The organism is Nocardia rhamnosiphila NBRC 108938 (assembly GCF_000720425.1).
Lineage (GTDB): Bacteria > Actinomycetota > Actinomycetes > Mycobacteriales > Mycobacteriaceae > Nocardia > Nocardia rhamnosiphila.
Genome location: NZ_JOAJ01000012.1, coordinates 117282 through 142275, shown reverse-complemented (window position 1 = coordinate 142275; position 24994 = coordinate 117282). Strand labels below are relative to the sequence as shown.

24 protein-coding genes are annotated in these 24994 nt (G+C 69.9%); 14 read left to right on the top strand and 10 right to left on the bottom strand.

From position 1 onward, the window contains the following. Positions 1-28 precede the first annotated feature (28 nt). Complete coding sequence (locus IG75_RS0132645; protein ID WP_245713395.1) at positions 29-1222, top strand: ATP-binding protein; 1194 nt, start codon at positions 29-31, stop codon at positions 1220-1222. Between the two features lie 89 nt (positions 1223-1311). Beyond that, a complete protein-coding gene (locus IG75_RS0132640; protein ID WP_245713396.1) occupies positions 1312-2649 on the top strand; it encodes an NAD(P)/FAD-dependent oxidoreductase in 1338 nt (445 codons plus the stop codon). A 209-nt stretch (positions 2650-2858) separates the two neighbouring features. Here IG75_RS0132640 and IG75_RS0132630 read toward each other — a convergent pair whose 3' ends face one another. The 4 genes from IG75_RS0132630 to IG75_RS0132615 all read right to left on the bottom strand — a co-directional run bounded on the left by IG75_RS0132630 (position 2859) and on the right by IG75_RS0132615 (position 6928). Next, positions 2859-4052 carry a thiolase C-terminal domain-containing protein gene (locus tag IG75_RS0132630; RefSeq protein ID WP_030525093.1) on the bottom strand — a complete coding sequence of 398 codons (1194 nt, stop codon included), beginning with the start codon at positions 4050-4052 and terminating at the stop codon, positions 2859-2861. Positions 4053-4235: 183 nt separating this feature from the next. Next, positions 4236-4733 carry a cupin domain-containing protein gene (locus IG75_RS0132625; protein ID WP_030525094.1) on the bottom strand — a complete coding sequence of 166 codons (498 nt, stop codon included), beginning with the start codon at positions 4731-4733 and terminating at the stop codon, positions 4236-4238. 323 nt (positions 4734-5056) lie between these two features. Beyond that, positions 5057-5905, bottom strand: a complete 849-nt coding sequence (locus IG75_RS0132620; RefSeq protein WP_030525095.1) for an alpha/beta fold hydrolase — start codon at positions 5903-5905, stop codon at positions 5057-5059. Between the two features lie 84 nt (positions 5906-5989). Then, positions 5990-6928: a TIGR03564 family F420-dependent LLM class oxidoreductase gene (locus tag IG75_RS0132615; protein WP_030525096.1), complete on the bottom strand. Its 939-nt coding sequence runs from the start codon at positions 6926-6928 to the stop codon at positions 5990-5992. A gap of 62 nt (positions 6929-6990) precedes the next feature. On the opposite strand from IG75_RS0132615, the gene IG75_RS0132610 reads away from it, so the two are divergent. Both IG75_RS0132610 and IG75_RS0132605 read left to right on the top strand, forming a co-directional pair. Further along, entirely contained in the window at positions 6991-7626 is a 636-nt protein-coding gene (locus IG75_RS0132610; protein WP_030525097.1) for a TetR/AcrR family transcriptional regulator, read from the top strand. Positions 7627-7894: 268 nt separating this feature from the next. After that, positions 7895-8638: a hypothetical protein gene (locus IG75_RS0132605; RefSeq protein ID WP_156059312.1), complete on the top strand. Its 744-nt coding sequence runs from the start codon at positions 7895-7897 to the stop codon at positions 8636-8638. Between the two features lie 80 nt (positions 8639-8718). On the opposite strand, the gene IG75_RS0132600 is transcribed toward IG75_RS0132605, so the two are convergent. After that, a complete protein-coding gene (locus tag IG75_RS0132600) occupies positions 8719-9591 on the bottom strand; it encodes a P1 family peptidase (protein WP_030525099.1) in 873 nt (290 codons plus the stop codon). A gap of 171 nt (positions 9592-9762) precedes the next feature. Here IG75_RS0132600 and IG75_RS0132590 point away from each other — a divergent pair, with 171 nt between their 5' ends. Further along, on the top strand, positions 9763-10584 hold the full coding sequence (locus IG75_RS0132590) for an SDR family oxidoreductase (RefSeq protein ID WP_030525100.1): 822 nt from the start codon (positions 9763-9765) through the stop codon (positions 10582-10584). Positions 10585-10662: 78 nt separating this feature from the next. Here IG75_RS0132590 and IG75_RS0132585 read toward each other — a convergent pair whose 3' ends face one another. Further along, positions 10663-11505, bottom strand: coding sequence for a mycofactocin-coupled SDR family oxidoreductase (locus tag IG75_RS0132585; protein WP_030525101.1), 843 nt, complete (start codon positions 11503-11505; stop codon positions 10663-10665). A 269-nt stretch (positions 11506-11774) separates the two neighbouring features. Between IG75_RS0132585 and IG75_RS0132580 the strand changes: the two genes are divergently transcribed. Next, positions 11775-12395, top strand: coding sequence for a TetR/AcrR family transcriptional regulator (locus tag IG75_RS0132580; RefSeq protein ID WP_030525102.1), 621 nt, complete (start codon positions 11775-11777; stop codon positions 12393-12395). Here IG75_RS0132580 and casG read toward each other — a convergent pair. After that, entirely contained in the window at positions 12385-14049 is a 1665-nt protein-coding gene (gene casG, locus IG75_RS0132575; protein WP_030525103.1) for a steroid-24-oyl-CoA synthetase, read from the bottom strand. The genes IG75_RS0132580 and casG overlap by 11 nt on opposite strands. 184 nt (positions 14050-14233) lie before the next feature. Here casG and IG75_RS0132570 point away from each other — a divergent pair, with 184 nt between their 5' ends. The 4 genes from IG75_RS0132570 to IG75_RS0132555 all read left to right on the top strand — a co-directional run bounded on the left by IG75_RS0132570 (position 14234) and on the right by IG75_RS0132555 (position 18164). Beyond that, positions 14234-14995 carry an SDR family NAD(P)-dependent oxidoreductase gene (locus IG75_RS0132570; protein WP_030525104.1) on the top strand — a complete coding sequence of 254 codons (762 nt, stop codon included), beginning with the start codon at positions 14234-14236 and terminating at the stop codon, positions 14993-14995. Between the two features lie 192 nt (positions 14996-15187). Continuing rightward, entirely contained in the window at positions 15188-16030 is an 843-nt protein-coding gene (locus IG75_RS0132565; RefSeq protein ID WP_081877284.1) for an IclR family transcriptional regulator, read from the top strand. Between the two features lie 163 nt (positions 16031-16193). Continuing rightward, the gene (locus IG75_RS0132560) at positions 16194-17372 is read left to right on the top strand and encodes an acyl-CoA dehydrogenase family protein (RefSeq protein WP_030525106.1); all 1179 of its coding nucleotides are present in this window, start codon (positions 16194-16196) and stop codon (positions 17370-17372) included. A 204-nt stretch (positions 17373-17576) separates the two neighbouring features. Continuing rightward, positions 17577-18164: a TetR/AcrR family transcriptional regulator gene (locus IG75_RS0132555; RefSeq protein WP_030526060.1), complete on the top strand. Its 588-nt coding sequence runs from the start codon at positions 17577-17579 to the stop codon at positions 18162-18164. A gap of 106 nt (positions 18165-18270) precedes the next feature. Here the strand turns inward: IG75_RS0132555 and IG75_RS0132550 are convergent, their stop codons facing one another. Continuing rightward, the gene (locus tag IG75_RS0132550) at positions 18271-19092 is read right to left on the bottom strand and encodes a SigB/SigF/SigG family RNA polymerase sigma factor (RefSeq protein WP_030525108.1); all 822 of its coding nucleotides are present in this window, start codon (positions 19090-19092) and stop codon (positions 18271-18273) included. Positions 19093-19559: 467 nt separating this feature from the next. On the opposite strand from IG75_RS0132550, the gene IG75_RS0132545 reads away from it, so the two are divergent. Further along, positions 19560-20507: a helix-turn-helix transcriptional regulator gene (locus IG75_RS0132545; protein ID WP_030525109.1), complete on the top strand. Its 948-nt coding sequence runs from the start codon at positions 19560-19562 to the stop codon at positions 20505-20507. A 117-nt stretch (positions 20508-20624) separates the two neighbouring features. Continuing rightward, the gene (locus IG75_RS0132540; RefSeq protein WP_030525110.1) at positions 20625-21032 is read left to right on the top strand and encodes a four-helix bundle copper-binding protein; all 408 of its coding nucleotides are present in this window, start codon (positions 20625-20627) and stop codon (positions 21030-21032) included. A gap of 50 nt (positions 21033-21082) precedes the next feature. Here the strand turns inward: IG75_RS0132540 and IG75_RS0132535 are convergent, their stop codons facing one another. Beyond that, the gene (locus tag IG75_RS0132535; protein ID WP_051715400.1) at positions 21083-22456 is read right to left on the bottom strand and encodes a cytochrome P450; all 1374 of its coding nucleotides are present in this window, start codon (positions 22454-22456) and stop codon (positions 21083-21085) included. Between the two features lie 406 nt (positions 22457-22862). Between IG75_RS0132535 and IG75_RS0132525 the strand changes: the two genes are divergently transcribed. Continuing rightward, positions 22863-23216, top strand: coding sequence for a UBP-type zinc finger domain-containing protein (locus IG75_RS0132525; RefSeq protein ID WP_030525112.1), 354 nt, complete (start codon positions 22863-22865; stop codon positions 23214-23216). A gap of 83 nt (positions 23217-23299) precedes the next feature. On the opposite strand, the gene IG75_RS0132520 is transcribed toward IG75_RS0132525, so the two are convergent. Then, positions 23300-24268 carry an ADP-ribosylglycohydrolase family protein gene (locus tag IG75_RS0132520; protein WP_051715398.1) on the bottom strand — a complete coding sequence of 323 codons (969 nt, stop codon included), beginning with the start codon at positions 24266-24268 and terminating at the stop codon, positions 23300-23302. Between the two features lie 67 nt (positions 24269-24335). On the opposite strand from IG75_RS0132520, the gene IG75_RS0132515 reads away from it, so the two are divergent. Continuing rightward, positions 24336-24710, top strand: a complete 375-nt coding sequence (locus IG75_RS0132515; protein WP_030525114.1) for a WDGH domain-containing protein — start codon at positions 24336-24338, stop codon at positions 24708-24710. The last annotated feature ends 284 nt before the right edge of the window (positions 24711-24994 follow it).

The following is a 24994-nucleotide window of genomic DNA, read 5'->3' as shown; positions in this document are numbered from 1 at the left end:
TGTTCCGGGCGGATTTTCTCTCCACGGCTTGCTCGATTACGACACCTTGATCACGGCCGACGAGTTCGACTTCGACGAGCTGCTCGACCGGGCTCGGACGGAGCTGCGTGCCTTCGACGGCCGGGTGGATGCGATCATCGCGCACTGGGATTTCCCGACCAGCGTGCTCGTGCCGATTCTGGCGGATGAATTCGGATTGCCTTCGCCCAGTTTGGAAAGCGTGCTGAAGAACGAGCACAAATACTGGAGCCGGGTATTGCAGCGGGAATCGGTGCCGGAATGTGTACCGGATTTCTGTGCTTTCGATCCGTTCGACCCCGATGCGCTGAACAAGATCGACATTCCGTTCCCCTTCTGGGTGAAGCCGATAAAATCCCATTCCTCGCAATTGGGATTCGAAGTGACCGACGCCGAGGTGTTCGCCACCGCCATCGCGCAGATCCGCGCCGAGATCGGCCGGATCGCCGACCCCTTCGACCGCGCGCTCGAGCGGGTGGACCTGCCGGAGGAGATCCGTGTGGCGGGGGGACGCACCTGCCTCGCCGAGCAGGTGGTCACCGGCACCCAGGCCGCGCCGGAGGGCACGATGTTCCGCGGTGAATACCATGTGCACGGCCTGTTCGATATGCGCAAGGACGCGGCCGGGCACAGCTTCGACCACCTGGACTATCCGGCGCGCACCGTCCCCGAGGACGTCCAGCAGCGGATGATCGACGTCACCGAGCGCTATCTGCGGCATACCGGATACGACAACGGTTGCTTCAACTCGGAGTTCATGTGGGATTCCGAGACAGGGAAACTGTGGTTGATCGAGGTCAATACGCGTATCTCGCAGTCGCACAGCGATCTGTTCGCAAAAGTCGACGGTAGCTCCAACCACGGTGTCGCCATCGATATCGCCTTGGGCGACCGGCCCCGCATGCCACATCGCAAGGGCGAATTCGCGGTCGCCGCGCAGTGCATGGTGCCCCGGTACGAGGACGGGATCGTGCGCGCAGTGCCCGGCGAAGCCGATATCGCCGCATTGCAGCGCCGTTTCCCGGGCACACTGGTGCACATCGAGGTTCGGCCCGGAGACCGTCTCTCCGACCTGCCCAACCAGGACGCCTACCGGTACAAACTCGCAACCCTCTATATCGGGGCACCCGACGCGGACGAGCTGGAGCGGCGGTACCGCGAAGCGATCGACGCCCTGCCGTTCGAATTCGCCGAGACCGACTGAGGGGCGCCGCCGCCCGGATCGCCGCCGCATGTTTCGGCGGCGATCTCGCGGGAACCGCCGAGGGAACCGAGACGAAGGAGGAGGTGGCCGTGTCGGACGTCGAGAGTTCTGTCGACCGCAGTGCCGGACCGCAGCGGGTGGTGATCGTGGGCAGCGGTTTCGCCGGGTTCACCTGTGCCCGTCACCTGTGCCGGCTGCTGGCGAAGCAGGAACGCGATACCGAGGTCGTGCTGGTCACGCCCAACGACTACATGCTGTATACACCGCTGCTGCCGGATGTGGCCGGCGGGCTCATCGACCCGCGGTTCGTGGCGGTGTCGCTGGCCGACGCCCTGCCCCGGGTCCGGTTGGTCGTCGCCACGGCCGAATCGATCGATCTCGACACCAAGACGGTCACGGTGACCAGCGAATACCACACTCCGCGGGAGTTGTCCTGGGATCGGCTCGTGCTGACCCCGGGGTCGGTGACCCGGCTGTTCGATATTCCCGGCCTCCCCGAGCACGGTCGCGGCCTCAAAACGGTCGCCGAGGCGTTGTACCTGCGGGAACAGTTGCTGCGGCAACTGGAGTTGGCCGACCACGAGGAAGACCCGGAGCTGTGCCGGGCACGCCGTACCGTGGTCGTGGTCGGTGCCTCCTATGCCGGTACCGAGCTCGTCGCGCAGTTGCGGGCTCTCGCCGACACCTATGCGAAGCGCCGCGGATTCGACCCGGCCGAGGTCCGTTTCGTGCTGCTCGACATGGCGGACCGGGTGATGCCGGAGGTCGGCGAGAAGCTCAGCGACAAGGTACTGACCGTGCTGCGCAACCGCGGTATCGATATCCGGCTGGGAATGTCGCTGAAGGAGCTCGCCGAGGACCATGTCGTGCTCACCGACGGCACCCGGATCGCGACCCACACCGTTGCCTGGGTGACGGGCGTGACCGGCGCGCCCGTGCTGGGCACCCTGGGACTGCCGATGGAACGTGGGCGGCTGAGCGTCGACGCCGATCTGCGAGTGCCCGGCCACCCGGACGTTTTCGCCGGCGGGGACGCGGCCGCCGTTCCGGATCTGACGAAGCCGGGCAAGATCACCCCGCCGACCGCGCAGCACGCCACCCGGCAGGGCAAGGTCCTCGCCCGCAATGTGGCCGCCAGTATGGGAATCGGCACGCAGACGGTGTACAAACACCGCGATATGGGGCTGGTGGTGGACTTGGGGCCCGGCTTCGCCGTCGCGAACCCGGTGGGTATCCGGCTCTCCGGCCTGCCCGCCAAGGCGGTGACTCGTGCGTATCACACCTATGCCCTCCCCCGCGGAATCAACCGCTGGGCGATCACGCTGACCTATCTGACCAACGCGTTCGCCTCCCGCCCTCTCACACTGCTCGGCCTGGTCGGCCCGGAGGAGGCGAGCTTCGTCAGCAGCGAGGGGATCCGCCACTGAACACACACCGCATTACCGAACGGCGCACAGGTTGTTGCCAGGTTCGGCGGGAAAGGTGGACCGGGAAACCGTACGAGGAGGTTCCCCATGATGGTCTACGCGACGGCTGCCGCCGGGTTCGCAGTGCTCACGCTGATGGTGTTGTCCAGCCATATGGCTGCCGTGGCGCCGCGCACACTGGTTCGGGTGCGCAGCCGCTGACCTGCGGTTCAGCGATGGATCGATCCGGTATTCGCGTACAGCGTCACCACCGTCGCGCCGCCGAGCCCGACATTGTGCTGTAGGGCCAGGTTCGCGTAGTCGACCTGGCGGGCACCGGCCTGCCCGCGCAGCTGCCACACCAGTTCCGCGCACTGCGCCACCCCCGTCGCACCCAGCGGATGGCCTTTGGCCAGCATCCCGCCGGAGGGATTGGTCACAACCTGCCCGCCATAGGTGTTGGCCGCGTCGGCGACAAATCTTTCCGCAGTCCCCTCCGGAGTGAGGCCGAGCGCTTCGTAGGCCAGGATCTCGCCGGTGGTGAAACTGTCGTGCAGCTCCACCACCGGTAGTTCGGCCGGGCCGATACCGGCCTGCTCGTAGACCTGGTGCGCGGTGACCTTCGACGAGTCGTAACCGACGATCTTCGTCGGATCCGCGCCGAGGAAGGTGGCGGCGGAATCGCTGCCCATCGCCTGCGCGGTGATCGCCGGTCCGGCGCAGCCGTACCGGCGGGCGAACCGCTCACTGACCAGTACCGCCGCGGCCGCCCCGCAGGTGGGTGGGCTGCACTGCAACCGGGTCAGCGGTCCGTGCACGGGTCCGGAGGCCAGTACCTGCTGCACGGTGACCGGCTCGGTGGACAAGGCGTTCGGATTCCCCGCGGCGTGCGCCCGCGCTTTGACCGCGATCCGGGCGAAGGTCTGCGGGTCGGCGCCGTAGCGGCGGATGTACTCCTCTCCCGCCTCGCCGTACAGCTGTGCGGCGATAGGCGCCTCGTCGAGTGCCGGCACCCGCTGCATGACCTGGAAGTAGCGGTCGTACGTCGTCGGGCGGTCGGTGTAGAGCGTCTCCGGCGCGCCGGGCCGCATCTGTTCCACTCCCAGCACCAGCACCACATCGGCGGCACCGAACTCCACCGCCTGCCGCCCCAGGAACAGGGCCGTGGAACCCGACGCGCAATGATTGTTCACGTTGAAAACCGGAAGCCCTGTCGGTCCCAGGTCGTGCAGAACCGCCTGCCCCACAGCCGAATCACCGTAGACGTAACCGACGTAGGCCTGCTGCACGGCGGGATAGTCGATCCCGGCGTCCGCGAGCGCCGCCCGCGCCGCGGTGGCGCCCATGACCGTATAGGGCCGGGAGCGGCCCGGTGCCGTGAACGGCACGATACCGACACCCGCGACCACGGCACGCACACGCATTTCCGGCCTCCCTGCCGCGGCGAACCCCGGTATCAACGATAAAGCGCGTTCGGGGTGCGTATCGGCTCTTCGGCCGAACCTGCTCGGGGTAGCCGCCCCGCTCGCCGCTGCCGCCCGAGATTTCGGTGGAGGCCTTATCGGCGATGACCGGGGGCCGGCGGCCGCTGCGGTGCGTTCGGGCAGTCAGGCCCGGGCGAGCTCGTCGCGCCAGACCGGGCTCTCGACGTAGTGGTTGTCGTAGCGCTGCGAGCTCGCGCGGATCTCCTCGACGCTCGCCTCTCCGCGATGAACCCGCTCGAGCAGCCGGTAGTAGTCGAACCGGTGCAGCCCGGGGGTGAAGACCACGAGCAGTTCCGCCTCGGCCCCGGCGGCCGGGGCGAAGGCATGGGGGACCGTGGGCGGCACGGTCAGGAAATCACCCCGCTCGAGGTGCACGATCTCCTCGCCGAGCAGGATCCGCACCGAACCGTCCAGCACCAGGAACATCTCGGTCGCGGCGGTGTGGAAATGCGCAGGCGCACCGGGCGAACCCTTGTGCAGGGTCGCCTTGTTCGCGGTGAGCGCACCTCCGGTGGCGCCGGCGTCGGCGAGGAGGGTGATCAGGCTCAGCGCACCGTCCTGGAGGGTCTCGGCTTCGGCGGATCGAACGAGGACGGGAGCGGTCTGGGCGGAAGCGGTCATCGGAACTCCGTAGGTCTCGGCGGGTGCGGTACCCGTTTCTCGTCTGCTGCAGAGTCGACGGAGCAGCCGCACCGACTGTGACATCCCCGCGGCCGGGGTATCGCCGCCGCGGAAAGTGGTTCGGGCGCGGCGGGGTCCGCCACCGCGTGGTGGAGCTCCACCGGCCACTCGCCCACGGCCGCCACCATCGTGGACAGCGTTGCGGACCACCGCCCCGGCCGCTGTCCGGGCGGGAAATCCTCGTCTGCGCCGACCGGCTGCCCCGGGGCCGATGTCCACGCCGCGGGACCGGTCGACAGTGGCCACCCCGTGGTCTCGGGCGATCACAAGATTTGTTCGAGGATCTCGTAGCCGTGTGTCCACAGCAGCGCGGCGCCGCTGTCGGGCAGGTAGTGCCGGGTTGCGTTCGGGATCCGGCCGGCGAGAGTGGCGCCGTGATCGGGGGAGTGGGTGGGGTTGCCGTCTTGCCCGCCGTACCAGAGGTGAACGCGGGCAGTGAGCTCCTCGACTCGGAACGGCCAGCGCGCGAAGTGCAGGACCGTATCGCGGGCATAGCCGGCCGAGCCGTGCGCGAAGCCGGCATCCAGCGCGCGACGGAAGGTTCGGGCGAACTCCGGTCGCAGGTAGATCTCACGGTCGGCTCGGGAGCTGCCCTCGATGCTCAGCTGCCACAGGGTCTCGGCGCTCCCGAAGCGCGCGAATTCGCGCTCGGCGCCGGCCGGGTCGGCGGCCACCAGCTCGACCAGCCGCCGGACCTCCGCCGGCAGAGTTGTTCCCGGATAGGCGAGCTCGTCACCGCCGGACACGATCGCCACCGAGGAGGTGACCCCTCGCGCAGCCAGGGCGAGGGCGAACGGGGCGCCCTGTGAGAAACCCACGACCGCGGGGTCGGCGAAATCCAACTGCCCGATATCGTCGGCCCAATCCAGCAGTGTGCGCCCCGGCATCCCGGTCGATTCCCCCGAACCGGGCCGCTCCACCGAGACCAGCCGGACCCCCGACCGGGCCGGCACTCCGGAGCCGAACCCGAGCCGGCGCCCCCACCCTGCCCCGGGACAGAACACCACCGGGCGGCCGTCGACCGGGCCCCACTCGGCCCACGCCAACCGGCGGCCGTCTCGCAACTTCGCTTCCCCGATCCGGTCAGGGTCTTCCACATTCGGCACGTCCATACCGGCCATGATCGCCCGTACTCCAGCGGTCGGCGCCAACGGTTTTCTCGAAGCCGCGAACCGGACCGGGGCCGGAGTGGGTGTTCAGTGGCTGCCGAGCTCGCCGAGTAACGCCCAGGTTCGCTCCTCGTCACGGTCCGAACCCAGAGCGGTGAGTGCGAAGATCAGTTCGTCGGCGCCGGCTTCGGCGTAGCGGGACACCGCGTCCGCCATGGTCTGCTCGTCGCCGATCACGGCCAGTTCGGCCGGGTCGGTGATGTTCTCGCGGTCCAGTAGCGCCCGATACGCAGGCATCTCGCCATATCTGTGCATCTGCTGTGCCGCTCGCTCGCGTGCGCCTGCCACGTCGGCTGTCACCACGCCACCCACCATGCCGATCACCCGGGGCATTGTCCGGCCGGCTGCCGCGGCTCGTCGGGCGAGTGTGGGAATGGTGAAGTCCGCCAGTGTCTTCGGCCCGGTGAGCAGCGGGAGGGCTCCGTCGGCGAGTTCCGCCGCGACCCGCAGCGTCAGCGGGCCGGAGGCGGCCAGCAGTATGGGCACCGGTGAGTGGAGGGCCGGCATGGTGCTGCGGGTCGGAGACCTGGCCACCAGCGTCTCGCCGGTGTGGTCGACTGTGCCGGTGTGCAGCAGTTCGCGCAGGGCGGAGAGGTATTCGCGCAGGTATCGGATGCGCGGGTGGGTATTGCCGTAGCCGGCGGCGATCTCCGGCAGGGACAGGCCCAGGCCGAGTTCGAATCGTCCGCCACCGGCCGCCTGCGCTGTGTGCGCCTGCATGGCCAGCGCGCTGGGGTGGCGCGGGTGGATGGGCACGATCGCGGTACCGACCGTGGTACCGGGAAGTTCCCGGCCGATCAGCGTGGCGACCGCCAATGCGTCGTAGTCGAAACGCTGGGTCAGCCACACCGCGGAGACGCCGAGTTCGACGAGCTTGCGGGCCTGATCGAGTAGGTATTCGACGGGATTCACGCCGGGAGTGAGTTGTTCGTAGTAGTCGGTGGGCAGGGCAACGCCGATTCGCATATCGCAAATGTATACCAAGTTTACTTATTAACCAGGTCTACCTTTCGGCTAGGCTGTCCGGTATGAATCCCGAGCCGGGCCTCCGTGAGCGCAAGAAGCGTCGAACGCGCGCGGCCATCTCCGATGCCGCCCTCCAATTGTTCCTGGCCGACGGGTTCGATGCGGTATCGGTGGTGGACATCGCGACGGCGGCAGAGGTGTCCAAGCGCACCCTTTTCCAGTACTTCCCCTCCAAAGAGGACCTCGTCGTACAGCGATTCGCCGACCACGTCGACGACGCGGCCCGGGTGGTACGGGATCGGGGACGAGGGCAGACACCACTGGACGCGCTGCACGCGGCGTTCCGCACCGGCCTGGACAACCACGAACCCGCCACCGGCCTGTGTGACACACCCGCAGTGGTGGCCTGCTACCGGTTGGTACTGGATACTCCGGCGCTCACCGCGCGACTCGCGCGGTTCCTCGGCAGCGGCGAGATCGCCCTCGCCGGAACCCTCGGCCCGCCCGATGATCTCGACGCGCGACTGGCCGCGAGCGCGATCACCGCGGTGCGCCGCAACCTGTGCGAGGCCAACTGGCGCGAGATGGCTGCCGGGCGCAGCGCGGCACAGCGGCACCCGGTCGCGATCGCCGAGGCCGACCGCGCCTTCGAACTGCTCGCCGAGGGATTCGCGCCGAGGGTACCGACCGCGGATTGAGACGCGGACCTCGCCTTTCCGCCCGTGCCCCGGCCCCGGACCGATGAACAGCATCCGAGCGAACATGGTCCCGAGCGGCCTCGGCGGTCCGCGCATCCACCGCAGTGTTGCCGACGGCCCGGTTCGGGCGTGAGCCGGTCCGGGCGCGCCTACCGCCGGGACCCTGTCGCGCCGGCCCGCTGGTCTGCACACGGCCACGGCCCAAGGGAACCAACCGTTAACGGTGGGTCCTCCGGGGTGCGATGATTCCGGGCGGGAGGAGGATTCGATGTCTTCGACAGATCCACGGGAACCCCGGCCACGGGTGTCGATCGGCGAATGGGTCGCGCGGGCCTTGGCGGTGGTGTTGCTGGTGCCGGTGCGGTTGCTCTGGGAGGGAGTGAAGTTGTGCGGGCGGGCGGTCGTCGCGGCGGGCGTCTACGTACTGGAACGGCTGCTGGTGCCGGTGGGCCGGTTCCTCTGGTACTGGGTGGTGCGGCCGCTGTGGCTGTTCGTCAAGGATGTGGTGTGGGGGTGGGCGCTCCAGCATGTGCTGTGGGGCATGGTGCTCACGCCGTTGGGGGCGCTGCTGATGGACTGGCTGCTGCGGCCGCTGCGGCACGCGATCGAACGGTGGCTCTGGCGACGGCTGCTGCTGCCCGGACTCGAACTGCTGTGGCGCTGGGTCCTGCGACCGGTGCTGGGTGCGATCGCGTCGACCGCGGAGTGGCTGTGGCGGTGGTGTGTGGTGTGGCCGCTGCGGCAGCTGTGGCGCTGGGTGTTACGGCCGTGCGGGCTGCTCCTCGCGACGATCGTGTCCTACGGTTGGCGCGGGGCGACCGCTGTGGTGCGGGTGCTGGTCGTGGTGCCGTGTGTTTTTGTCTATCGGACCGTGTTGCGGCCGGTGCTGCGTGCGCTCGCGGCAGTATGGGATTTCGTCGTCGTGCGCCCGCTCGGTTTCTTGAACCGGCGGGTATTGGTGCCGCTGAACCAGGCCGCGGCGGAGGTGCTGAACACGGTGTTCGGCCGCTGAATCCACAGACCGGCGGCGGCCCGGCCCGCTTCCGGTGGTGATGTCCCGCGGCGCGCTCGGCGTGAACGGGCCGGGCCGGTTCAGGTTTCGCGGGTGGCGACCGAGCGGATCGCGTCGACGACGGCGGCCAGCGCCATCAGCCGCACCGTATCGACGTGTGCGTCGACGGTGCCGGTGGCGGCGGCGATGAAACCGTCCCCGTCGAAGCGGGTGTGCGGCGGTGTCAGGGCCCGCGAGAGACCGTCGTGGGCGCCCTGGGCGACGATACGGCAGCCCGGTTTGTCCAGCCGGGCATTGGTGATGACAGCGCCGATGGTGGTGTGGTCGCGGGTGCGCGCGAAATCGAACCCGCCCTCGAGCCGCAGCACCGCGTCCAGCGAGATATCCGCCGCACCGAGGTCGATATCGCCGAAGGCGTTGACCGCGCACAACGCACCGACCACCAGATCACCCAGCCGGCGCTCGGCGTAGCCCAGGCCGCCCGGCCGGCGCAGCTCCGGCCCGCGCCACTGGGAGGTATGGGCGCCGGTGCCGGCGCCGACGCGGCCCATGAGGATCTGCTCCCCGGCGGCCGCCCGGGCCGCGAGGTAACCGGACTCGGCGGTGGGCCTGGCCGCGGGATCGCCCGCGCCCAGGTCGAACAGTGCCAGCGTGGGGACGATCGGGACGCGCCCGGCGGGAGTGGGGACGCCGCGATCCTGTTCTTCGAGGTGGCGCAGGACACCGTCGGCCGCGGCGAGACCGAAGGCCGACCCACCGGTCAGGACGACGGCATCGATGGATACCACGGCTTTGTCCGGGGACAGGGCATCGAGTTCACGACTGGCCGGGGCGCCGCCGCGTACCTCGCACGAGGCGACGGTGCCCGCCGGTAGCAGGAGCACCGTACAGCCGGTCCGGCCCACCTCATCGGTCCAGTGGCCGACACTCACCCCGGAAATTCCGATACCCACCCGGTGGCCTCCGTTCTCCCGACGGCGCCCGCGGAAACCGGGCGCGGCACAGCGATCATCGCACCGTTGGCGCGCGGCCGTGTGGAAGGTGCTGTCGCGGACCGGACCGCGAAGTGACACACCCCGGAAATCAGTTGCGTCGACGGCCGGTGGGCAGTGCAATGTCCGGTGATGCACGCCGAACGAGACCTCACCGGACGAGTGGCCGTGGTGACCGGCGTGGGACGCCGGGCCGGGATCGGCTACGCGATCGCCCGGCGGCTGGCCGACCGGGGCGCAGCGCTCTACCTGACCCATTGGCGGCCCCACGACGAGGAACAACCCTGGGGCGCCGACGATATCGACGCGATCCGCCGCGGATTGTCCGCCGCGCCACGGGTGGTGGACCACAGTGTCGATTTCGCCGACCCCGCCGCCCCGGCGGAGGTCGTGGACGCCGCGGTCGCCGAGTTCGGGCACGTGGACATCCTGATCGCCAATCATGCCCGCAGCGGTGGAGACGGGACCCTGCTCGATATCGACGCCGCGATGCTGGACGCGCACTGGGCCGTGGACGCCCGCTCGGTGCTGCTGCTCACCCGGGCGTTCACCCGGCAGTTCCGGCCCGATCGTGGCGAGGTCGCCGATCGCGGCCGGGTGATCTGGATGACCTCCGGCCAGCACTTGGCGCCGATGCGCGCGGAAATCGCCTACGGCTCGGCGAAATCGGTGCTGGCGGGCATGACGGCGACGGTCGCCGACGAACTGATCGACCGCGGCATCGTGCTCAACACCGTCAATCCCGGCCCGGTCGATACGGGCTTCCTCGCCCCGGATACCACGGGCCTGCCCGCGGAGTTCGTCGAACAGGTGCACTCCGCGTTCCCGCGCGGCCGGGCCGGCCGGCCCGAAGATCCGGCCCGGCTGATCGAATGGCTGGTCTCCGACGCGGGCCGCTGGGTGGTCGGGCAGGTGCTCGACTCCGAGGGCGGTTTCCGGCGGTCCCGCTTCTGACCGTGCCTCCGGGTGGCCGGTCCGGTCGGGGCGCGCCTGGGCGGAGAGTCGGTCGCGGATACGTGGCGGCTGTGCGGCTCAGGCGTTGCCCTTGGCGCCGGCTCCGGCATCCACCGGGAAGACCATGCCGGTGAGGTGGGCGCTCGCCTCGGCGGCGAGGAAGAGCACGACCCGGGAGACCTCCTCCGGTTCCAGGGCGGCGACGGGCAGCAGATGGGTCAGCCCGGCGAGGACCGGCGCCACGTCCTCCCAGGCTGGATCGGCGAGATCGGGCCGGAAGCGGCGGTACATGGCGTCGTTCTGCACCATGGGGGTGGCGATATTGCCCGGGGCCACGGAGTTCACCGTGATGCCGTGCGGGGCGAGTTCCATCGCCAGCGATTTGGTCAGGCCGATCACACCCCATTTGGAGGCCACATAGGAGGCCATGGCCGGGCTCGCGCCGCGTCCCATCATCGATGAGGTGGTGATGATGCGGCCGTACTTGCGGGCGATCATGCCCGGGGTGACCGCGGCCAGCGTGTTGAACACCCCGGTGAGGTTGCTGCCGATCACTTCGTGCCAGAGCTCGGTGGTGTGTTCACCGATCGGCGCGACCCCGGTGACCCCCGCGTTGGCGACCGCGATATCCACCGATCCGAGTTCGTCTTCGGCCCGCCGCACCAGCGCGTCCATCGCGGCCCGGTCGGCGGTATCGGCCCGCACGCTCACACACCGGCGGCCGAGGGCGGTGACCAGTTCCGCGGTATGCGCGAGGTCGGCGCGGGTGCCGAGTGGATAGTCCAGGGCGGCACTGTCCTCGCACCGATCACACAGGACGATATCGGCGCCCCGCTCGGCGAACGCGAGTGCGTGCGCGCGACCCTGACCGCGTGCGGCGCCGGTGACCAGCGCGACCCGGCCTTGGAATTCCTGTGACATCGGTATCCTCCTCGGGTGCGCGACTCGCGCACAGCAGTGGGTTCGGTCACGACCTGCGCGTGGCCCGCGGCGCTCACGGTAGGGGTGCGCGGCCGGCGCCGCGGCCGGCGCTCTCACTGGCCGGGACCGCGACCACCGGGCGGCGATGCGGGGTCGGTAGCGTCGACTCCGCGGCGGGCGGTCCCACCCGAGGAAGAAGTCCGCCGCCGGTCTCGGGCGGCCGGTGCCGACGCGACGGATACCGGGCGGTGGGACGAGGAAGGGGAGTTATGCCGAGGATCGCCGAAACGCGCGATGCCGCGGCACCGAGTTCCACCGAGCAGCATGCCCGGGTGGTCCGCATCCTCGACGCCGCCGCGACGCTGGCCACCGACAAGGAACTCGAACGGGTCCAGATGCATGAGGTGGCGAAACTCGCGGGTGTCGCGGTCGCCACCCTGTACCGGTATTTCCCGTCCAAAACCCATTTGTTCGTGGCGGTCATGCTCGATCAGATCGACCGGATGCGCGCGAAATACGCCCGGCGGCCCGACCCGGAACAGAGCGCCCGGGACGCGGTCCACGACCGGTTGCTCCAGGTGGTTCGCGTACTGCTGGGCCGGCCGCTGCTGGCCACCGCGATGATCCAGTCCAACAGCGCGGCGCGGGCGTCCGCGGTGCCGGACACCGCCGGGGTGGACCGCAATTTCCGGCACCTGCTGTACGACGCCGCCGGGATCGAGCAGGTGACCGAACGGGATGCCCGGCTGCTGCGGGTACTGATCCATTCGGTCTTCGGCATCATCCAGTCGTGCCTCAACGGCCGGATCACCATCGCCGACGCCGAAGCGGACCTGCGCATGGCGTGCGATCTGCTGCTCGCGGAGTGGCCGGAGTCATTCAGGCCGTGAGACCGCGCCGGATGACCTTCCCGGTCGCGTTGCGCGGCAGCGGCTCGGTGGTGATCCGCCAGCGGCTGGGCACTTTGTAGTACGACAGCCGTGCGGCGGCGTACTCGTGCAGTCGCGCCTCGTCGACGGTCGCACCCGGGCGTACCACGACGATCGCCGCCACCTCCTGCCCCAGATCCTCGTGCGGAACACCCACGACAGCGCACTCCGCGACCGCCGGATGTTCGTCCAGGCACTGCTCGATCTCGGTGGGGTAGACGTTCTCGCCGCCGCGCAGGATCAGATCCGAGCGGCGGCCGGTCAACCGCAGCCGGCCGTCCTCGAGGATGCCGAAATCACCGGTGCGCAACCAGCGGTCCGGGGTGATCGCGGCGGCGGTGGCCGCCTCGTCCGCCCAGTAGCCGAGCATGACGAAGGGGCTGCGCACGCACACCTCGCCCTCGGTGCCGTCGGGGACACGCTCGCCGAACGGGTCGCGGATCTCCACCGATACCGTGAGAATCGGCCGGCCGAGCGTGCCGGGGTACTGCTCGAGCTCGGCGGTCGTGGCGACCGCTACGGCGGTACTGCATTCGGTGAGCCCGTAGCTGTCGACCAGGGCGTCGCGGGCGAACGGGAACCGCTGCCGCAGCCGGTCCTTGAGCGCGATCGACGACGGGGCCGAGGCGAGTGCGAACGCCGTCAACGACGAGAGATCGTAGTTGTCGATATCGCCGTGTTCGAGCAGTCGTGCGGCCATGGTCGGCACCGCGCCCCAGTTCGTGACCCGTTCCCGTTCGATCAGTCCCAGCACCGGATCCGCGGCGAAAGCGCCCTGGTACATCACCACGGTGCCCCCGGTCGCCAGGCGTGGCACCACCAGGTTGTGCAGGCTGGCGATATGGAACAGCGGTGAGGTCAGCAGATAGCGCAGGGGACTCGGCTCGGTGTCGGAATAGGCGCGCCCGGTGAACGCCGCCGCCATGGCGTCGGAGAAACGGTGGTAGTCGACGACCGCGAGCAGGTTGCGCTGGGAATGCAACGCGCCTTTGGGCCGGCCGCTGGTGCCGCTGGTGTAGAGGATGACCGCCGGATCGTCCTCGTCGACCTCGGGCCGGGGCAGCTCGGCGCCGGAGTGGGCCGCGACGAGCCGTGGAACGTCTTCCTCGACGGTGAGCACGGCGATCTCCGCGGTATCGATATCGGCCAGGAGCGCGGCGCGTTTGGCATCGACGATCAGCACCCGCGGCCGGCTGTGTTCGAGTCCGTACTCGATCTCCCGGGGCATCCACCAGCTGTTCAGCCCGACGGCGACGGCGCCCAGGCACTGGGCGGCCCAGAACGCCGTCACCCATTCGGGACAGTTGGCGGCCAGCAGCGCGACCCGGTCGCCCCGGCGTACGCCGTACTCGTCGCGCAACGCGGTGGCCAGCGCGGCGACGGCATCCGCGTGCTGCGCATAGGAGATACGGCGGTCGGCGGTCACCAGGTAGTCGCGGTCCTGCCAGGCCCGGGACGCGGCCACCAGGTCGCCGACCGCGCGCCCGCGATGCCGCATCACGGGCATGGTGGCGCCGAGCACCTCTTCCACGGTGATCTCGAACCGGCCACCCGGCCCGGTCAGCCGCGTGATGACTTCGTTGAGGCGCTGCTGTGCGTCTGCCGGTGTCGTCATGGTGGCGACCCTCTCGTTCACGGTGCGTAGCGGCTGACAACCTCTCACGGCGCGCCGGAAAGTCAGGCGGTCGTTGCCACTGAGCGAGACCACCGTCCGCGGTCGAAACCGCGGCGCGGCTAGCGTCCGCGGCACCGTGCGCCGCACGGTGCCGCACACGACGAACAGTGGGAGACGATCGACAATGGGTTCATCCGAGGGCAAGGTGGCCATCGTGACCGGCGGTGGTCAGGGTGTGGGGCAGGGTATCGCCTACGCGCTCGCGGCGGAAGGTGCGGCGATCGCGGTGGTGGGGCGAACCGAGGACACCCTCCGCGCCACCACCGAGCACATCCGCGCGGCCGGGGGCCGGGCCGCACCCGTGGTGTGCGATATCGGCGAGACCGATCGGCTGGAGCCCTTGGTCGAGCAGGTGGCGGAGCTCTTCGGCGGGGTGGACATCCTGATCAACAACGCCAACCAGACCGCGCTCGGGCCACTGCTCGACATCACGCCGAAACGCATGAACGAGGCGCTGACCACCGGCCCGGTCGCCACCTTGCGGCTGATGCAGGCCTGCCATCCGTATATGAAGGCCCGGGGCGGTGGGGCGATCGTCAATATGGTCACCTCGGCGGCGGTGCGCTGGGATGCCAGCGGATACGGTCTGTACGCGGCCACCAAGGAGGCGATGCGTTCGCTGACCCGGACCGCCGCCAGCGAATGGGGGCGGGACGGCATCCGGGTGAACGCGGTCGCCCCGCACGCCCTGTCACCGGGTTTGAAATGGTGGACCGAACACAATCCCGAGGAGGCGGCCGAATTCGTCGCCACCATCCCGCTGGGCCGGATCGGTGACTGTGAGAACGATATCGGCCGCGCGGTCGCGTTCCTGGTGGGACCGGACGCGGGCTACCTGACCGGGGCGACGATTCCGCTGGACGGGGGGCAGGCGCGCTGGTCCTGAGGACGCGGGCAGGTTCACGGGGGAGTGGTACGCGCGGCGGCCGCCGGACTCGTCCGGGCCGGGTCATGAGCTGTGCTCGCGGGTAACTCGTCGTTTCCGCTCCGCGGGAGCCGGCGAGTGTTACTGTGGTGCGAGAATCAATTTCAGTTTTTGCCTATGAAAGGCTTCTGAACAGCTCTTTTGGAGAAGTCGATGACCATCATTGATTCGGGGAACGGCACTGCCGAGCAGACCGGCGAACCGGACCTGCCGCTGTCCATGGTCGAGCGGATGACCCGGATCCTGGATGCGTTCGACAACCGGAGCTCGCGGCTGTCCCTCGAGGAGGTCGCGCGGCGCGCGCGGCTGCCGCGCTCCACCGTCTACCGCATCCTGCACCAGCTCACCGAGTCCGCTTGGGTCGAGCACACCTCCCTCGGCTACGCGCTCGGCCGCCGCGCACGCGGTCTCGGCGGGGACGGGCACGACCGGATCCGGGCGGCGGCGGCCCCGTTGCTGCATGAACTACACCTGCGGACCGGCCTGGTGGTGCACCTGACGGTGCTCGACGGCGGCGACACCGTCTACCTCGACAAGGTCGGTGGGCGGTTCGCCACCCGGCTGCCCTCCCGGGTGGGCGGGTCCGCCCCGGCCTATGCCACGGCCGGTGGAAAAGCGATCCTGGCGGCCCTGGAACCGGAGTCGATCGACCGCCTCTACCGCCCGTCCCTGCCCCGCCGCACCGGCCGGACGATCGCCGAGCGCGCGAGCCTGCACCACGAACTCAGCCGCATCCGGCTGCGCGGCGGACTCGCCTTCGACGACAGCGAATCGGCGTCCGGGGTGGCCTGTGTCGGCGCCGCGGTGCGCGGTGACGCCGGTCCGGTCGCCGCGGTCTCATTGTGCGGCGACGCGAGCACCGCGCGGCTCGACCGGGTCGCGCCACTGGTGATGAACCTGTCCCGCGAGATCTCGCGCACCCTGTTCCCCGGCCCTCGCGACCGGACGGAGCCGACCGCAGGCGTTCGACCGCTGGAAGCGCTGGGCTCGCACTGAGCCACCGGCCCGGTGATCGTCTCGCTCACCGGAAGGTCCTCGGACAGAACAGCGAAACGGCTGGCAGCCTCGGCGACGGGAAGGCGTGGGTCTACGGCGTCTCCGCGGCGCCGCGGCCGCGCGCACCGCGCGGCGGCGGGATATCGAACAGGAAGTGGGAGCCATGGGTCGGGTAACGGACCGGATCGAGCAGTACGCGGAAGAAATCCGCGCCGCGGGAACCGAAGGCGACAGGCTCATGCGCCTCGCCGACACCTCGGCGCGCCGACTCCGCGAATCCGGTGCGATACGGATGCTGCAACCGAAAACGTACGGCGGACTCGAATGCCATCCCCGTGAATTCGCGGAGACCACCATGGCCATCGCCGCCATGGACGGTGCGGCGGGCTGGGTCACCGGGATCGTCGGCGTGCACCCGTGGGAGCTCGCCTTCGCCGATCCCCGGGTACAGGAGGAGATCTGGGGCACCGATCCGGACACCTGGGTCGCGTCACCGTACGCGCCGATGGGCGTGGCCACCCCTGTCGACGGCGGCTACCTGCTCAACGGACGCTGGTCGTTCTCCTCCGGCACCGACCACTGCCAGTGGGCGTTCCTGGGCGCGCTGGTCGGCGATGCCGCCGGCAAACCGGTGCTGCCGCCGGATTCGCTGCACGTGATCCTGCCCCGGTCCGACTACGAGATCGTCGCGGACTCCTGGGATGTGATCGGATTGCGCGGTACGGGATCCAAGGACCTGATCGTGCGGAACGCGTTCGTCCCCGCCTACCGCACACTGTCGGCCGCGAAAGTCATGGACGGTACCGCCGTGCGCCGGGCGGGCCGTACCGAGACCCTGTACCGGATGCCCTTCTCCTGCATGTTCCCGCTGGGTATCACCTCCGCGGTGATCGGTATCGCCGAGGGAGCGCTGGCCTGCCATATCGCCGCCCAGCGGGAGCGGGTCGCGGTGACCGGTATCCCGATCAAGGAGGATCCGTACATCCTGTTCGCGATCGGAGAGGCGGCCGCCGAAATCGCCGCCTCCCGGGCGGCGCTGCTCGAGAACGTCGACCGGTTCTGGGACAGTACGGAAAAGGGCCGGGAAGTCGGCTTCGAGGAACGCGCGATCGGCCGGCGCACCCAGACCGCGGCGGCATGGCGCGCGGTCCGCGCGGTGGACGAAATCTTCGCCAGGTCCGGTGGCGGAGCGCTGCACTACCGGTTCCCCATGCAGCGGTTCTTCCGCGACGCGCACGCCGGGCTGGCGCACGCGATCCATGTGCCCGGCTACATCTTCCACGCCTCGGCGTTGACGCAGCTGGGTGGGGAACCGCAGGGCATGCACCGCTCGATGATCTGAACCGGGAACGGGGCACTTGCCGGACGGTGCCGACCGATGGGCCTGATTATCGGTGCGGGGTCGGCGAGCCGAAGCGGCCGAATTTGATCGATCGATCAAATGTTAAGGTGCGGCATGACTACCATGTGCCGCTTCGGCCGGCCGAGGAGTGTGGCGGCGCGCGCGAACACGCTTGCCGGGAACGCGTCCGGGTGGTGTCGCTGAATGGCCACGAAGCGTGCGACCAGGACCGACGAGGCCGGAACGCGGCTCCGGCTCATGGAGGCGACCGCTCAGATCATCCGTGAAGAGGGGTACGCCGCGGCCACATCGCGCCGGGTCGCGGCACAGGCCGGAGTGAGATCCGCGCTGGTCTACTACTACTTTCCCACGATGGACGAGCTGTTCGTCGCCGTCATGCGGGCGGGCGCCGAGCGCGCGCTGGAGCGAATGCGGCAGGCGCTCACCGCCGCCGACCCGCTCCAGGCGCTGTGGGAGATCAATACCGACGACCGGTTCACCCAGTTGAACACCGAGTTCATGGCGCTGGCCAACCATCGCAAAGCGGTCGGCGTCGAACTCAAGGCGTACGCCGAGCGGGTCCGGGATATCGAGACCGCGGCCGTAACCCTCGTACTGCGTGCGCACGGTGTCGATCTGGAGCGATTCCCGCCCGTCGTGGTCTCGATGCTGCTCACCGGCGCGGCGCGCATCCTCGGCAACGAAGGGGCGGTGGGGATGCGGCAGGGGCATGCCGAGCTGCGGGCGTTCGTCGAGGAGCTCATGGGCCGGTACGCGATGCCCGCGAAGTGAGAACCGTTCGTCGTCACCGGTGACCGATGCTCCGGCCGAGCGTCCGCGAGGCGATTCGCCCCCGCGACGCTCGGCCGGAGCAGTGCCGTCCGCGGTCGCCGGGCGGTCAGTCACGCAGGGCGCGGTCGCGCAGGAGTGCCAGTGTCCGCGACAGAATGCGCGAGATCTGCATCTGGGAGACATTCAGTTCGGCCGCGATCTGCGCCTGGGTGCGGTTCTCGAAGAATCGCATATGCAGCACCCGCTGGTCGCGGGCCGGTAGGTCCCGCAGCAGGGGTGCGATGGTCAGGGCGTTCTCGGTGAGCTCGTAGGACGGATCCTCGTCGCCGAGGGTGTCGGCGCTCTTCGCCGCCGTCCCGCTGTTGTCGTTCTGCTCCACCGAGGCGTCGAGCGAATCGGTGCGGTAGGCATTCCCGGCCAGCAGTGCCTGGGTGACCTCGTTGAGGTCGAGATTCATGGCCACGGCGATATCGAGCGCGGTCGGGGTGCGGCCGAGCTCCTGGCTGAGGCGTTCGATGGTGGGGCCGAGGGCGAGCTGGGTTTCCTTCAACCGCCGCGGGACGCGGACCGCCCAGGTGTGGTCGCGGAAATGGCGGCGAACCTCGCCCATGATGGTGGGCACCGCGAAGGCCAGGAAGTTGGCGCCCCGGGTCGCGTCGTAACGGTCCACGGCCAGCACCAGGCCCAGGGAGGCGATCTGGTGCAGATCGTCGTAGGTTTCCCCGCGGCCGGTGAACCGGCGCGCGATGTGATCGGCGAGCGGCAGGCAACGCCGCATGATCTCCTCGCGCAACTCCGGTCGCCCGGGGTCGTCGCTGTCCATCTCCGCGAGCTGCTCCAAGAGCGGCTCGATCCCGTCGTAGCTGTCGGTACCGCGGCTGGCCCGCCGCGCGGTGGTGGGGGAGTCGTATGCGGCCACAGTCGTCATCGAGAACCTCGCTTTCCGTTGCCTCCGCCTCGATCGGCGCCGTCGGAGGGCGACACGATCCCCGGCTACCGCCTCGCGGCGTCAGCAATCAAGATCGACCCGCTTCTTTCGTTTTGTGAATCGCCGAGGTCGGTGGGCTGCGTTTTCCGGATAGCCGAGGCGGCCGGCAGGTCGCTCCGCGCATGCGGGCGCCTCCGGTCGCGGATACTGGACGCCTCCGGGCGTCCCGTCCGGGGGCGACAGCACGACCGGCAATGCGTCGGCCTTTCGGCTCGGTGCGTGGCGGTCATGAGCGTGGTGCGGGCTTCTCCCAGGAGCCGCCTGCCGGGAATCGGCGGGTCGTCGGGGTCACAGCGTTCGTCGACCGGTTTGATCCGGGCGAGTACACATGGTGTCGTAGAAGAGAACGACCATCGTTCCACTTGTACGACCGCCGATGGTGCGTTCGACCCGACGAGAGGCTGTTCATGCAGAGTCTGGCGTTCGACAGCGAGGACCTCGGTGCGACCGAGGCATTCCTCAACGACGCCTACACCCAGATGCAGATCGGCAACGACAGCCCACGCGGGGTGCGCACCCGCATCCGCCGCGACATGCTCGGCCCGGTCAGTCTCGACCGGCTGGACCTGGGTTTCGATATGGCCTACGACGCCGACCCGCTGAACAAGGTCTGCCTGGTGACGGTGCACTCCGGGACGGTCGAGGAGGATTACCACGGTGAGGGTCGCGACACCTTCACCCCCGGCGACTCCGGCCTGCTCACCCCGCACGATCTGCCGTATTCCGGGGTGATCCGCTCCGCGCGCTACGACATCACCATGTTCGGCCCGGAGCTGCTGGACCGTCTCGCGACCACCGCCGATCCGGCGGACCCCGTCCGGATCAGTGGCCACCGGGCCATGAGCCAGGCGGCGAACCGGCAGCTGACGGCGGTGATCATCCACCTGCAACGGGTCGCCACCGACCCCGCCACCGCGGACAGTCCACTGCTCGCCGCGACCGGGGCCGACTATCTCGCCGCGACCGTGCTCGCCACCATGCCGACCACGGCGGTGACCGAGGCCGCGGCCGCCGACCGCCGCGACGCCCACCCGGAGACGGTCCGCCGCGCGGTGGCCTATCTCGAATCGCATCTGCACGAGGATGTGACCATCACGGAGGTAGCGGCCGCGGCGTTCGTGACGCCGCGCGCCCTGCAGCTGGCGTTCCGGCGTCACCTCGGCACGACACCGCTGCGGTACCTGCGCAGGCTGCGGCTGGCCGGCGCGCACGATGACCTGCGCGCCGCCGCGGCCGGGGACGGGCGGACCGTCGCGACCATCGCCCACCGGTGGGGTTTCGCCCATCCGGGCCGCTTCGCGATCGCCTACCGCCATCACTACGGACGCCCCCCGTCTGAGGTTCTGCACACCTGAGTCCGGCGCCGCGGTATGCGGTACCCCGCTGAGGGCCGCCTCCCCGGCGGAGGTGTGCGGGCCCGGTCGCTGGGTAGCACGCCGGGGAAATCCGACCACCGGAGCGAGGAGCGCACCATGACGCATGCGGCCGAAATGCTGGACCTGTACCCGCACGACCTGGACGGAATCGACCGCACCGCACTGGCCCGGTGCATCGAGGAATGTTTCTCCTGCGCGCAGGTGTGCACCGCGTGCGCGGACTCCTGCCTGAGCGAAGCCACGGTCGCCGACCTGGTCACCTGTGTCCGCACCGACCTGGACTGTGCCGAGATCTGTGACACCACCGGTCGCGTGCTCACCCGGCACACCGGCGGTCGCACCGCGCCGACTCGGCCATTGCTCGAGGCCTGCGCCGCCGCATGTGCGGCGTGCCGGGAGGAATGCCTGCGGCATGCCGGTATGCACGAGCACTGCGAGGTGTGCGCCGAGGCATGCCGCCGCTGCGAGCAGGCCTGCCGGAACCTGCTCGCGACGCTCGGCTGACCGGGCGTGGCGACCACCCGGGACGAGCCGGTGGGCCGCTGTGGCCGTGCTCATCGCGGCGTGGCGTCCGCGATTCTCGGGGCTTCGGCGCCGGGCACGACCGAGAACTCGAGCCCATAATTGTTCAAGGTGGCGGGCAGCGGTGCGGCGGGGCCGAGCGGCGGATGCGAGCGCAGGCGTAGTTCGGGCCCGGACACCAGATGCGCGAGCAGTGCGCTGGTGACGAACAAGACCAGATTCCGTCCCGGGCATTCGGCGGGGCCGGCGCTGAACGGCACCAACTGCGGATACTCCTGTGCGCGCCCGTCCAGCCAGATCTCGGGCACGAACCGGTCGGCGAACGGTAGCGTGTCGCGATCGCGATGGAAGGCCGGAGCCACGATCACCAGTGCCGCCCCGGGCTCCAGCGCGAACTCCGCCGAGCCGGACCGCCACCGGGTCCACTCGGTGGTGTCGCGCAGGATGACCGGAGTGGTGGGCCACAACCGGATCGATTCGAGCACGCAGGCCCGGAGGTAGGGCCGCAGTCCGGCGGTGCCGGGGTCCTCGGCTTCGGCGCGGGCCCGCGCCCGCTGGTCCGGATGGTCGGCCAGTAGGGCCAGGGTCCGCGAGAGCGCTGTTCCGGCGGCGTCGAAGGCGAACAACCACTGCGGCATCTGACCCACCGGGTCGATCGCTCCGGCGGCGGGTACCGCGGCCAGCGCGCCCGCCAGGCTCTCCGGTTCCGCCGACTCCACGTAGTCGTACAACCGGGCGAGGAACCGGTCGCGGCGTCTGCGGTGCGGAGGTGCCAGGAACGACCAGTTCGCGGCCGACCGCAGCCGCCACAACTCGTCGGTGATCGCCTCGTCGTGCCGCGCCCGCTCACCGAGCGCGATCCGCCGCACCAGCCGCCACCACGCGGCCGTGAACGTACCGGCGTCCAGCACCCCGCGCCCCCGGGCGCGGGTGAGCAGATCCTGTGCCTCGTCGGCCACCTTCGCCGCGAACGGCGTCGCGAGCCGGTGCAGCGGTGCGCCGGTGTCGAGTGCCGCCTCGTTCACCGCGCGCCGCCGTTCGCGGACCGGTCCTTGCGACACCAGCACGCCGTGCGGCTGGAACTGCCCCAGCGCGGCCCGTTTCTCCCGATTCGCCGGGTCGAACGGGGCGGGTGCTTCATCGAGTACGCGGCCGACATCCTCGGGGTCGAGGACCACGACGATCCGGCGGCCGGGCACCACCAGTTCGACCGGTCCGCGGCCGAACTCCGCGCGCAGGGCGCGGATCCGCTGGATCGCGCGTTCGTCGGCACGGAGACGTTCCAGCAGTCCGAGCATCGGCCGGCGGCGCGCGATCACCCCCGCGGCGATTGCCGGGAAACCCAGATCCACCAGGGTGGTGGCCGCCCGGATTCCGGTGAGCCGGTGCGCGTGCACATCCGCCATGCCGTTCTCCTCCCGTTGCCCTGGCCGGCGACTGCCGGCGTCGGGCGCGTACCCGGGTGCGGGCCGGTGAAACGGAACACGGCCGCGCCGGTGGCCGGCGAACCCGGCGGACCGTTTCGTCAACTGCGATGAGCGCTCTGCTCCGCCTACACCGGCGACGTCGATACGGTCGCTACGGCCGTGACCATCTCGCCGGACTCGACGTCCGGCTGCTCGGCCGAGGACGGGATGGGCAGGCCCATCGACCTCGGACGATCTGTCCGCGTGTACGGCGATCGGCCTCGCGGACGCGGTAGGGTTCCGGTCGTGGCCGGGCGGCGTCCGCGTTCTCGCTACCGGCCCCGCGCTGCTCCCGGGCGGCGTGCGGCGCGATAATCGTCCCCATCGGCATTTGCGGAGGTACATGATGTCTCAGGCCATCGAGGGTATCGACCCGGCCGTGCCGCCCAGCGGCCCGGGGTGTGTCGAATGCGAACAGGCGCGGGGCTGGTGGGTGCATCTGCGGCGGTGTGCCCAGTGCGGTCATATCGGCTGCTGTGATTCGTCTCCCGCCCGGCATGCCACCGCGCATTTCACCGCGACCGGGCACCCGTTCGTGCAGAGTTACGAACCGGGCGAGGACTGGTTCTGGGACTACCGGTCCGGTGAGATGTACGGGGCCGGCCCGGAACTCGCGCCGCCGCGGGATCATCCGAGCTCGCAGACCGTGCCCGGGCCGCGGGATCGGGTACCGGCGGACTGGCAGGACCATATTCACTGAGATCGCCGGCCGGCCCCGCCTGTGTCTGCGAGCCGTGGAATTCGATCGGCGACAGTCGATGAACAGGTGCGCTCGCCGGACCGTCACGAGCCGCCGGGCAACCAACGGCGCACGCGGGCGAGCCCCGTCGGCCGGGGCGGCCGGCGTTCCGGGTCGAACCAGCGGGGCAGCGGTTCCCGTGCGGTGAGCCACTGCCGCGGCACCGCACCGGCCCGGCCGGTGCCGGTGCCGGTGTGGGCGGCGACGATACCGCCGGTGATGGCGCTGGTGGTGTCGATATCGCCGTCCGCCGCGATACAGGTGGTGATCGCGGCCGGATAGTCCTCGAGGGTGGCCGCCGCCACCCATATCGTGAACGGCACCGTGTTCTGCGCGGTGACCAGCGAACCGTTGCCGAGTTCGTGCGCGGCCTCCGCCGCGGAGACGCCCAGCATCGACCGGGCCCGGTGGATCAGCCGGGTCGTCTCACTGTCGGCCAGCCGGTCGAGAACGGCGGTGACGAACTCCGCCGGGGTGGGCCGGACACCGGCCCGCCGCGTGTGGGCGGCCAGGCCGGCGGCCAGCGCCACCGCGACCGCGCCGGCGATACCCTCCGGGTGGGTATGTGTGACCTCGGCCGATCGGGCGGCCTCGGTGACGATCCGTTGCGGATCGCCCGCGAAGCAGGCGCCCAGCGGGGCGACCCGCATGGCCGCCCCGTTACCGCGGGACCCCTGGTGCTCGAACAACTCTCCGGCCGCGTCCCGCCAGGGTGTGCCGGCGCCGATCCGGCGCAGTACCCCGACCGTGTTGAACCCGTAGTCACGGTGCGGCTGGAACCGGCGCGCGAAAGCGGTGGCGAGCCGATCCTGGTCGATCGCACCGTTGCGCAGGAGTTCGGCGACCACGCTGCAGGCCATTTCGGTGTCGTCGGTCCACGCCCAAGACCGCTCGGTGGGCAGCTCACCTGCCCGGAGGTCGTCGATGGACCGGCGCATGACCGGGAACTGCTGGCCCAGCGCATCCCCCACGGACAAGCCGTCCAGCGAATCGAGCATCGAGTCGATGTGCATCGCGTCGAATGGTAGCCGGATCGGGTACTCGTCCGATCACCACCACAGTGAGCGACCTGGAGGCGGCGTGCACGGCAAGGCGGACGAGAACACCAGTGACGGCGTCCATACGTTCGCCGAGCTGTATCACTATCGGATGTTGTACAACGCGCTCGTATTCAACGAGTGGGCGCGCGGCGACCGATACGACGTGCACAAGAGCATCCGGCACAGCGACGGTGAACTCTGTTTCGGCGGTGGCTGGTTCGTCGTGTACGCGACCTTGCCGACCGGGCAGATCGCCAACCACTACCGGATGCGGCACTGGGGACTGTTCCGGATCCCGGAACGGCAGGTGCCCGCCGTATGGGATGGGCACAGCGCGCGCGAGGCCGCCGAGCGGATGCTCCGCTTCCTGCGGGAACCACCGCCGCCGGGATGCGGCCGGGCGCAGGTGTCCTGATCGGTGCCGCGCGCAGCGCCGTCGGCACACGCCTGACAGCGCTGTATGCCGAGGTGAGGGCCTCGCCGAGGGAGTCGGGGCACTCCCGGACACGGCAGCGCCGGAGTCTTTCCGGGGCGGCAGGACCACCCTTCCGAAGTCGCCGCGGCGCCTCGGCGCTGTCGGACGAGAGTCCAAGTGCCTCTTTCTCATTGGTTTCTCAGCGTTTCTGAGGCGGTATCCGAGGGTGGGACCAGTACGGTGTCGCGTGCCGGGTCGGCCGGTGGTGTAGTGAGTGAAGGGAT

Excerpts from the sequence above, each read along its gene's own strand:
- IG75_RS0132630 (WP_030525093.1), bottom strand. The coding sequence starts at position 4,052 with ATGCGTGTGCGTGCCGTGGTCGCGGGTGTCGGTATCGTGCCGTTCACG.
- IG75_RS0132625 (WP_030525094.1), bottom strand. The coding sequence starts at position 4,733 with ATGACCGCTTCCGCCCAGACCGCTCCCGTCCTCGTTCGATCCGCCGAA.
- IG75_RS0132620 (WP_030525095.1), bottom strand. The coding sequence starts at position 5,905 with ATGGACGTGCCGAATGTGGAAGACCCTGACCGGATCGGGGAAGCGAAG.
- IG75_RS0132615 (WP_030525096.1), bottom strand. The coding sequence starts at position 6,928 with ATGCGAATCGGCGTTGCCCTGCCCACCGACTACTACGAACAACTCACT.
- IG75_RS0132610 (WP_030525097.1), top strand. The coding sequence starts at position 6,991 with ATGAATCCCGAGCCGGGCCTCCGTGAGCGCAAGAAGCGTCGAACGCGC.
- IG75_RS0132605 (WP_156059312.1), top strand. The coding sequence starts at position 7,895 with ATGTCTTCGACAGATCCACGGGAACCCCGGCCACGGGTGTCGATCGGC.
- IG75_RS0132590 (WP_030525100.1), top strand. The coding sequence starts at position 9,763 with ATGCACGCCGAACGAGACCTCACCGGACGAGTGGCCGTGGTGACCGGC.
- IG75_RS0132585 (WP_030525101.1), bottom strand. The coding sequence starts at position 11,505 with ATGTCACAGGAATTCCAAGGCCGGGTCGCGCTGGTCACCGGCGCCGCA.
- IG75_RS0132580 (WP_030525102.1), top strand. The coding sequence starts at position 11,775 with ATGCCGAGGATCGCCGAAACGCGCGATGCCGCGGCACCGAGTTCCACC.
- casG (WP_030525103.1), bottom strand. The coding sequence starts at position 14,049 with ATGACGACACCGGCAGACGCACAGCAGCGCCTCAACGAAGTCATCACG.
- IG75_RS0132570 (WP_030525104.1), top strand. The coding sequence starts at position 14,234 with ATGGGTTCATCCGAGGGCAAGGTGGCCATCGTGACCGGCGGTGGTCAG.
- IG75_RS0132565 (WP_081877284.1), top strand. The coding sequence starts at position 15,188 with ATGACCATCATTGATTCGGGGAACGGCACTGCCGAGCAGACCGGCGAA.
- IG75_RS0132560 (WP_030525106.1), top strand. The coding sequence starts at position 16,194 with ATGGGTCGGGTAACGGACCGGATCGAGCAGTACGCGGAAGAAATCCGC.
- IG75_RS0132555 (WP_030526060.1), top strand. The coding sequence starts at position 17,577 with ATGGCCACGAAGCGTGCGACCAGGACCGACGAGGCCGGAACGCGGCTC.
- IG75_RS0132550 (WP_030525108.1), bottom strand. The coding sequence starts at position 19,092 with ATGACGACTGTGGCCGCATACGACTCCCCCACCACCGCGCGGCGGGCC.
- IG75_RS0132545 (WP_030525109.1), top strand. The coding sequence starts at position 19,560 with ATGCAGAGTCTGGCGTTCGACAGCGAGGACCTCGGTGCGACCGAGGCA.
- IG75_RS0132540 (WP_030525110.1), top strand. The coding sequence starts at position 20,625 with ATGACGCATGCGGCCGAAATGCTGGACCTGTACCCGCACGACCTGGAC.
- IG75_RS0132535 (WP_051715400.1), bottom strand. The coding sequence starts at position 22,456 with ATGGCGGATGTGCACGCGCACCGGCTCACCGGAATCCGGGCGGCCACC.
- IG75_RS0132525 (WP_030525112.1), top strand. The coding sequence starts at position 22,863 with ATGTCTCAGGCCATCGAGGGTATCGACCCGGCCGTGCCGCCCAGCGGC.
- IG75_RS0132520 (WP_051715398.1), bottom strand. The coding sequence starts at position 24,268 with ATGCACATCGACTCGATGCTCGATTCGCTGGACGGCTTGTCCGTGGGG.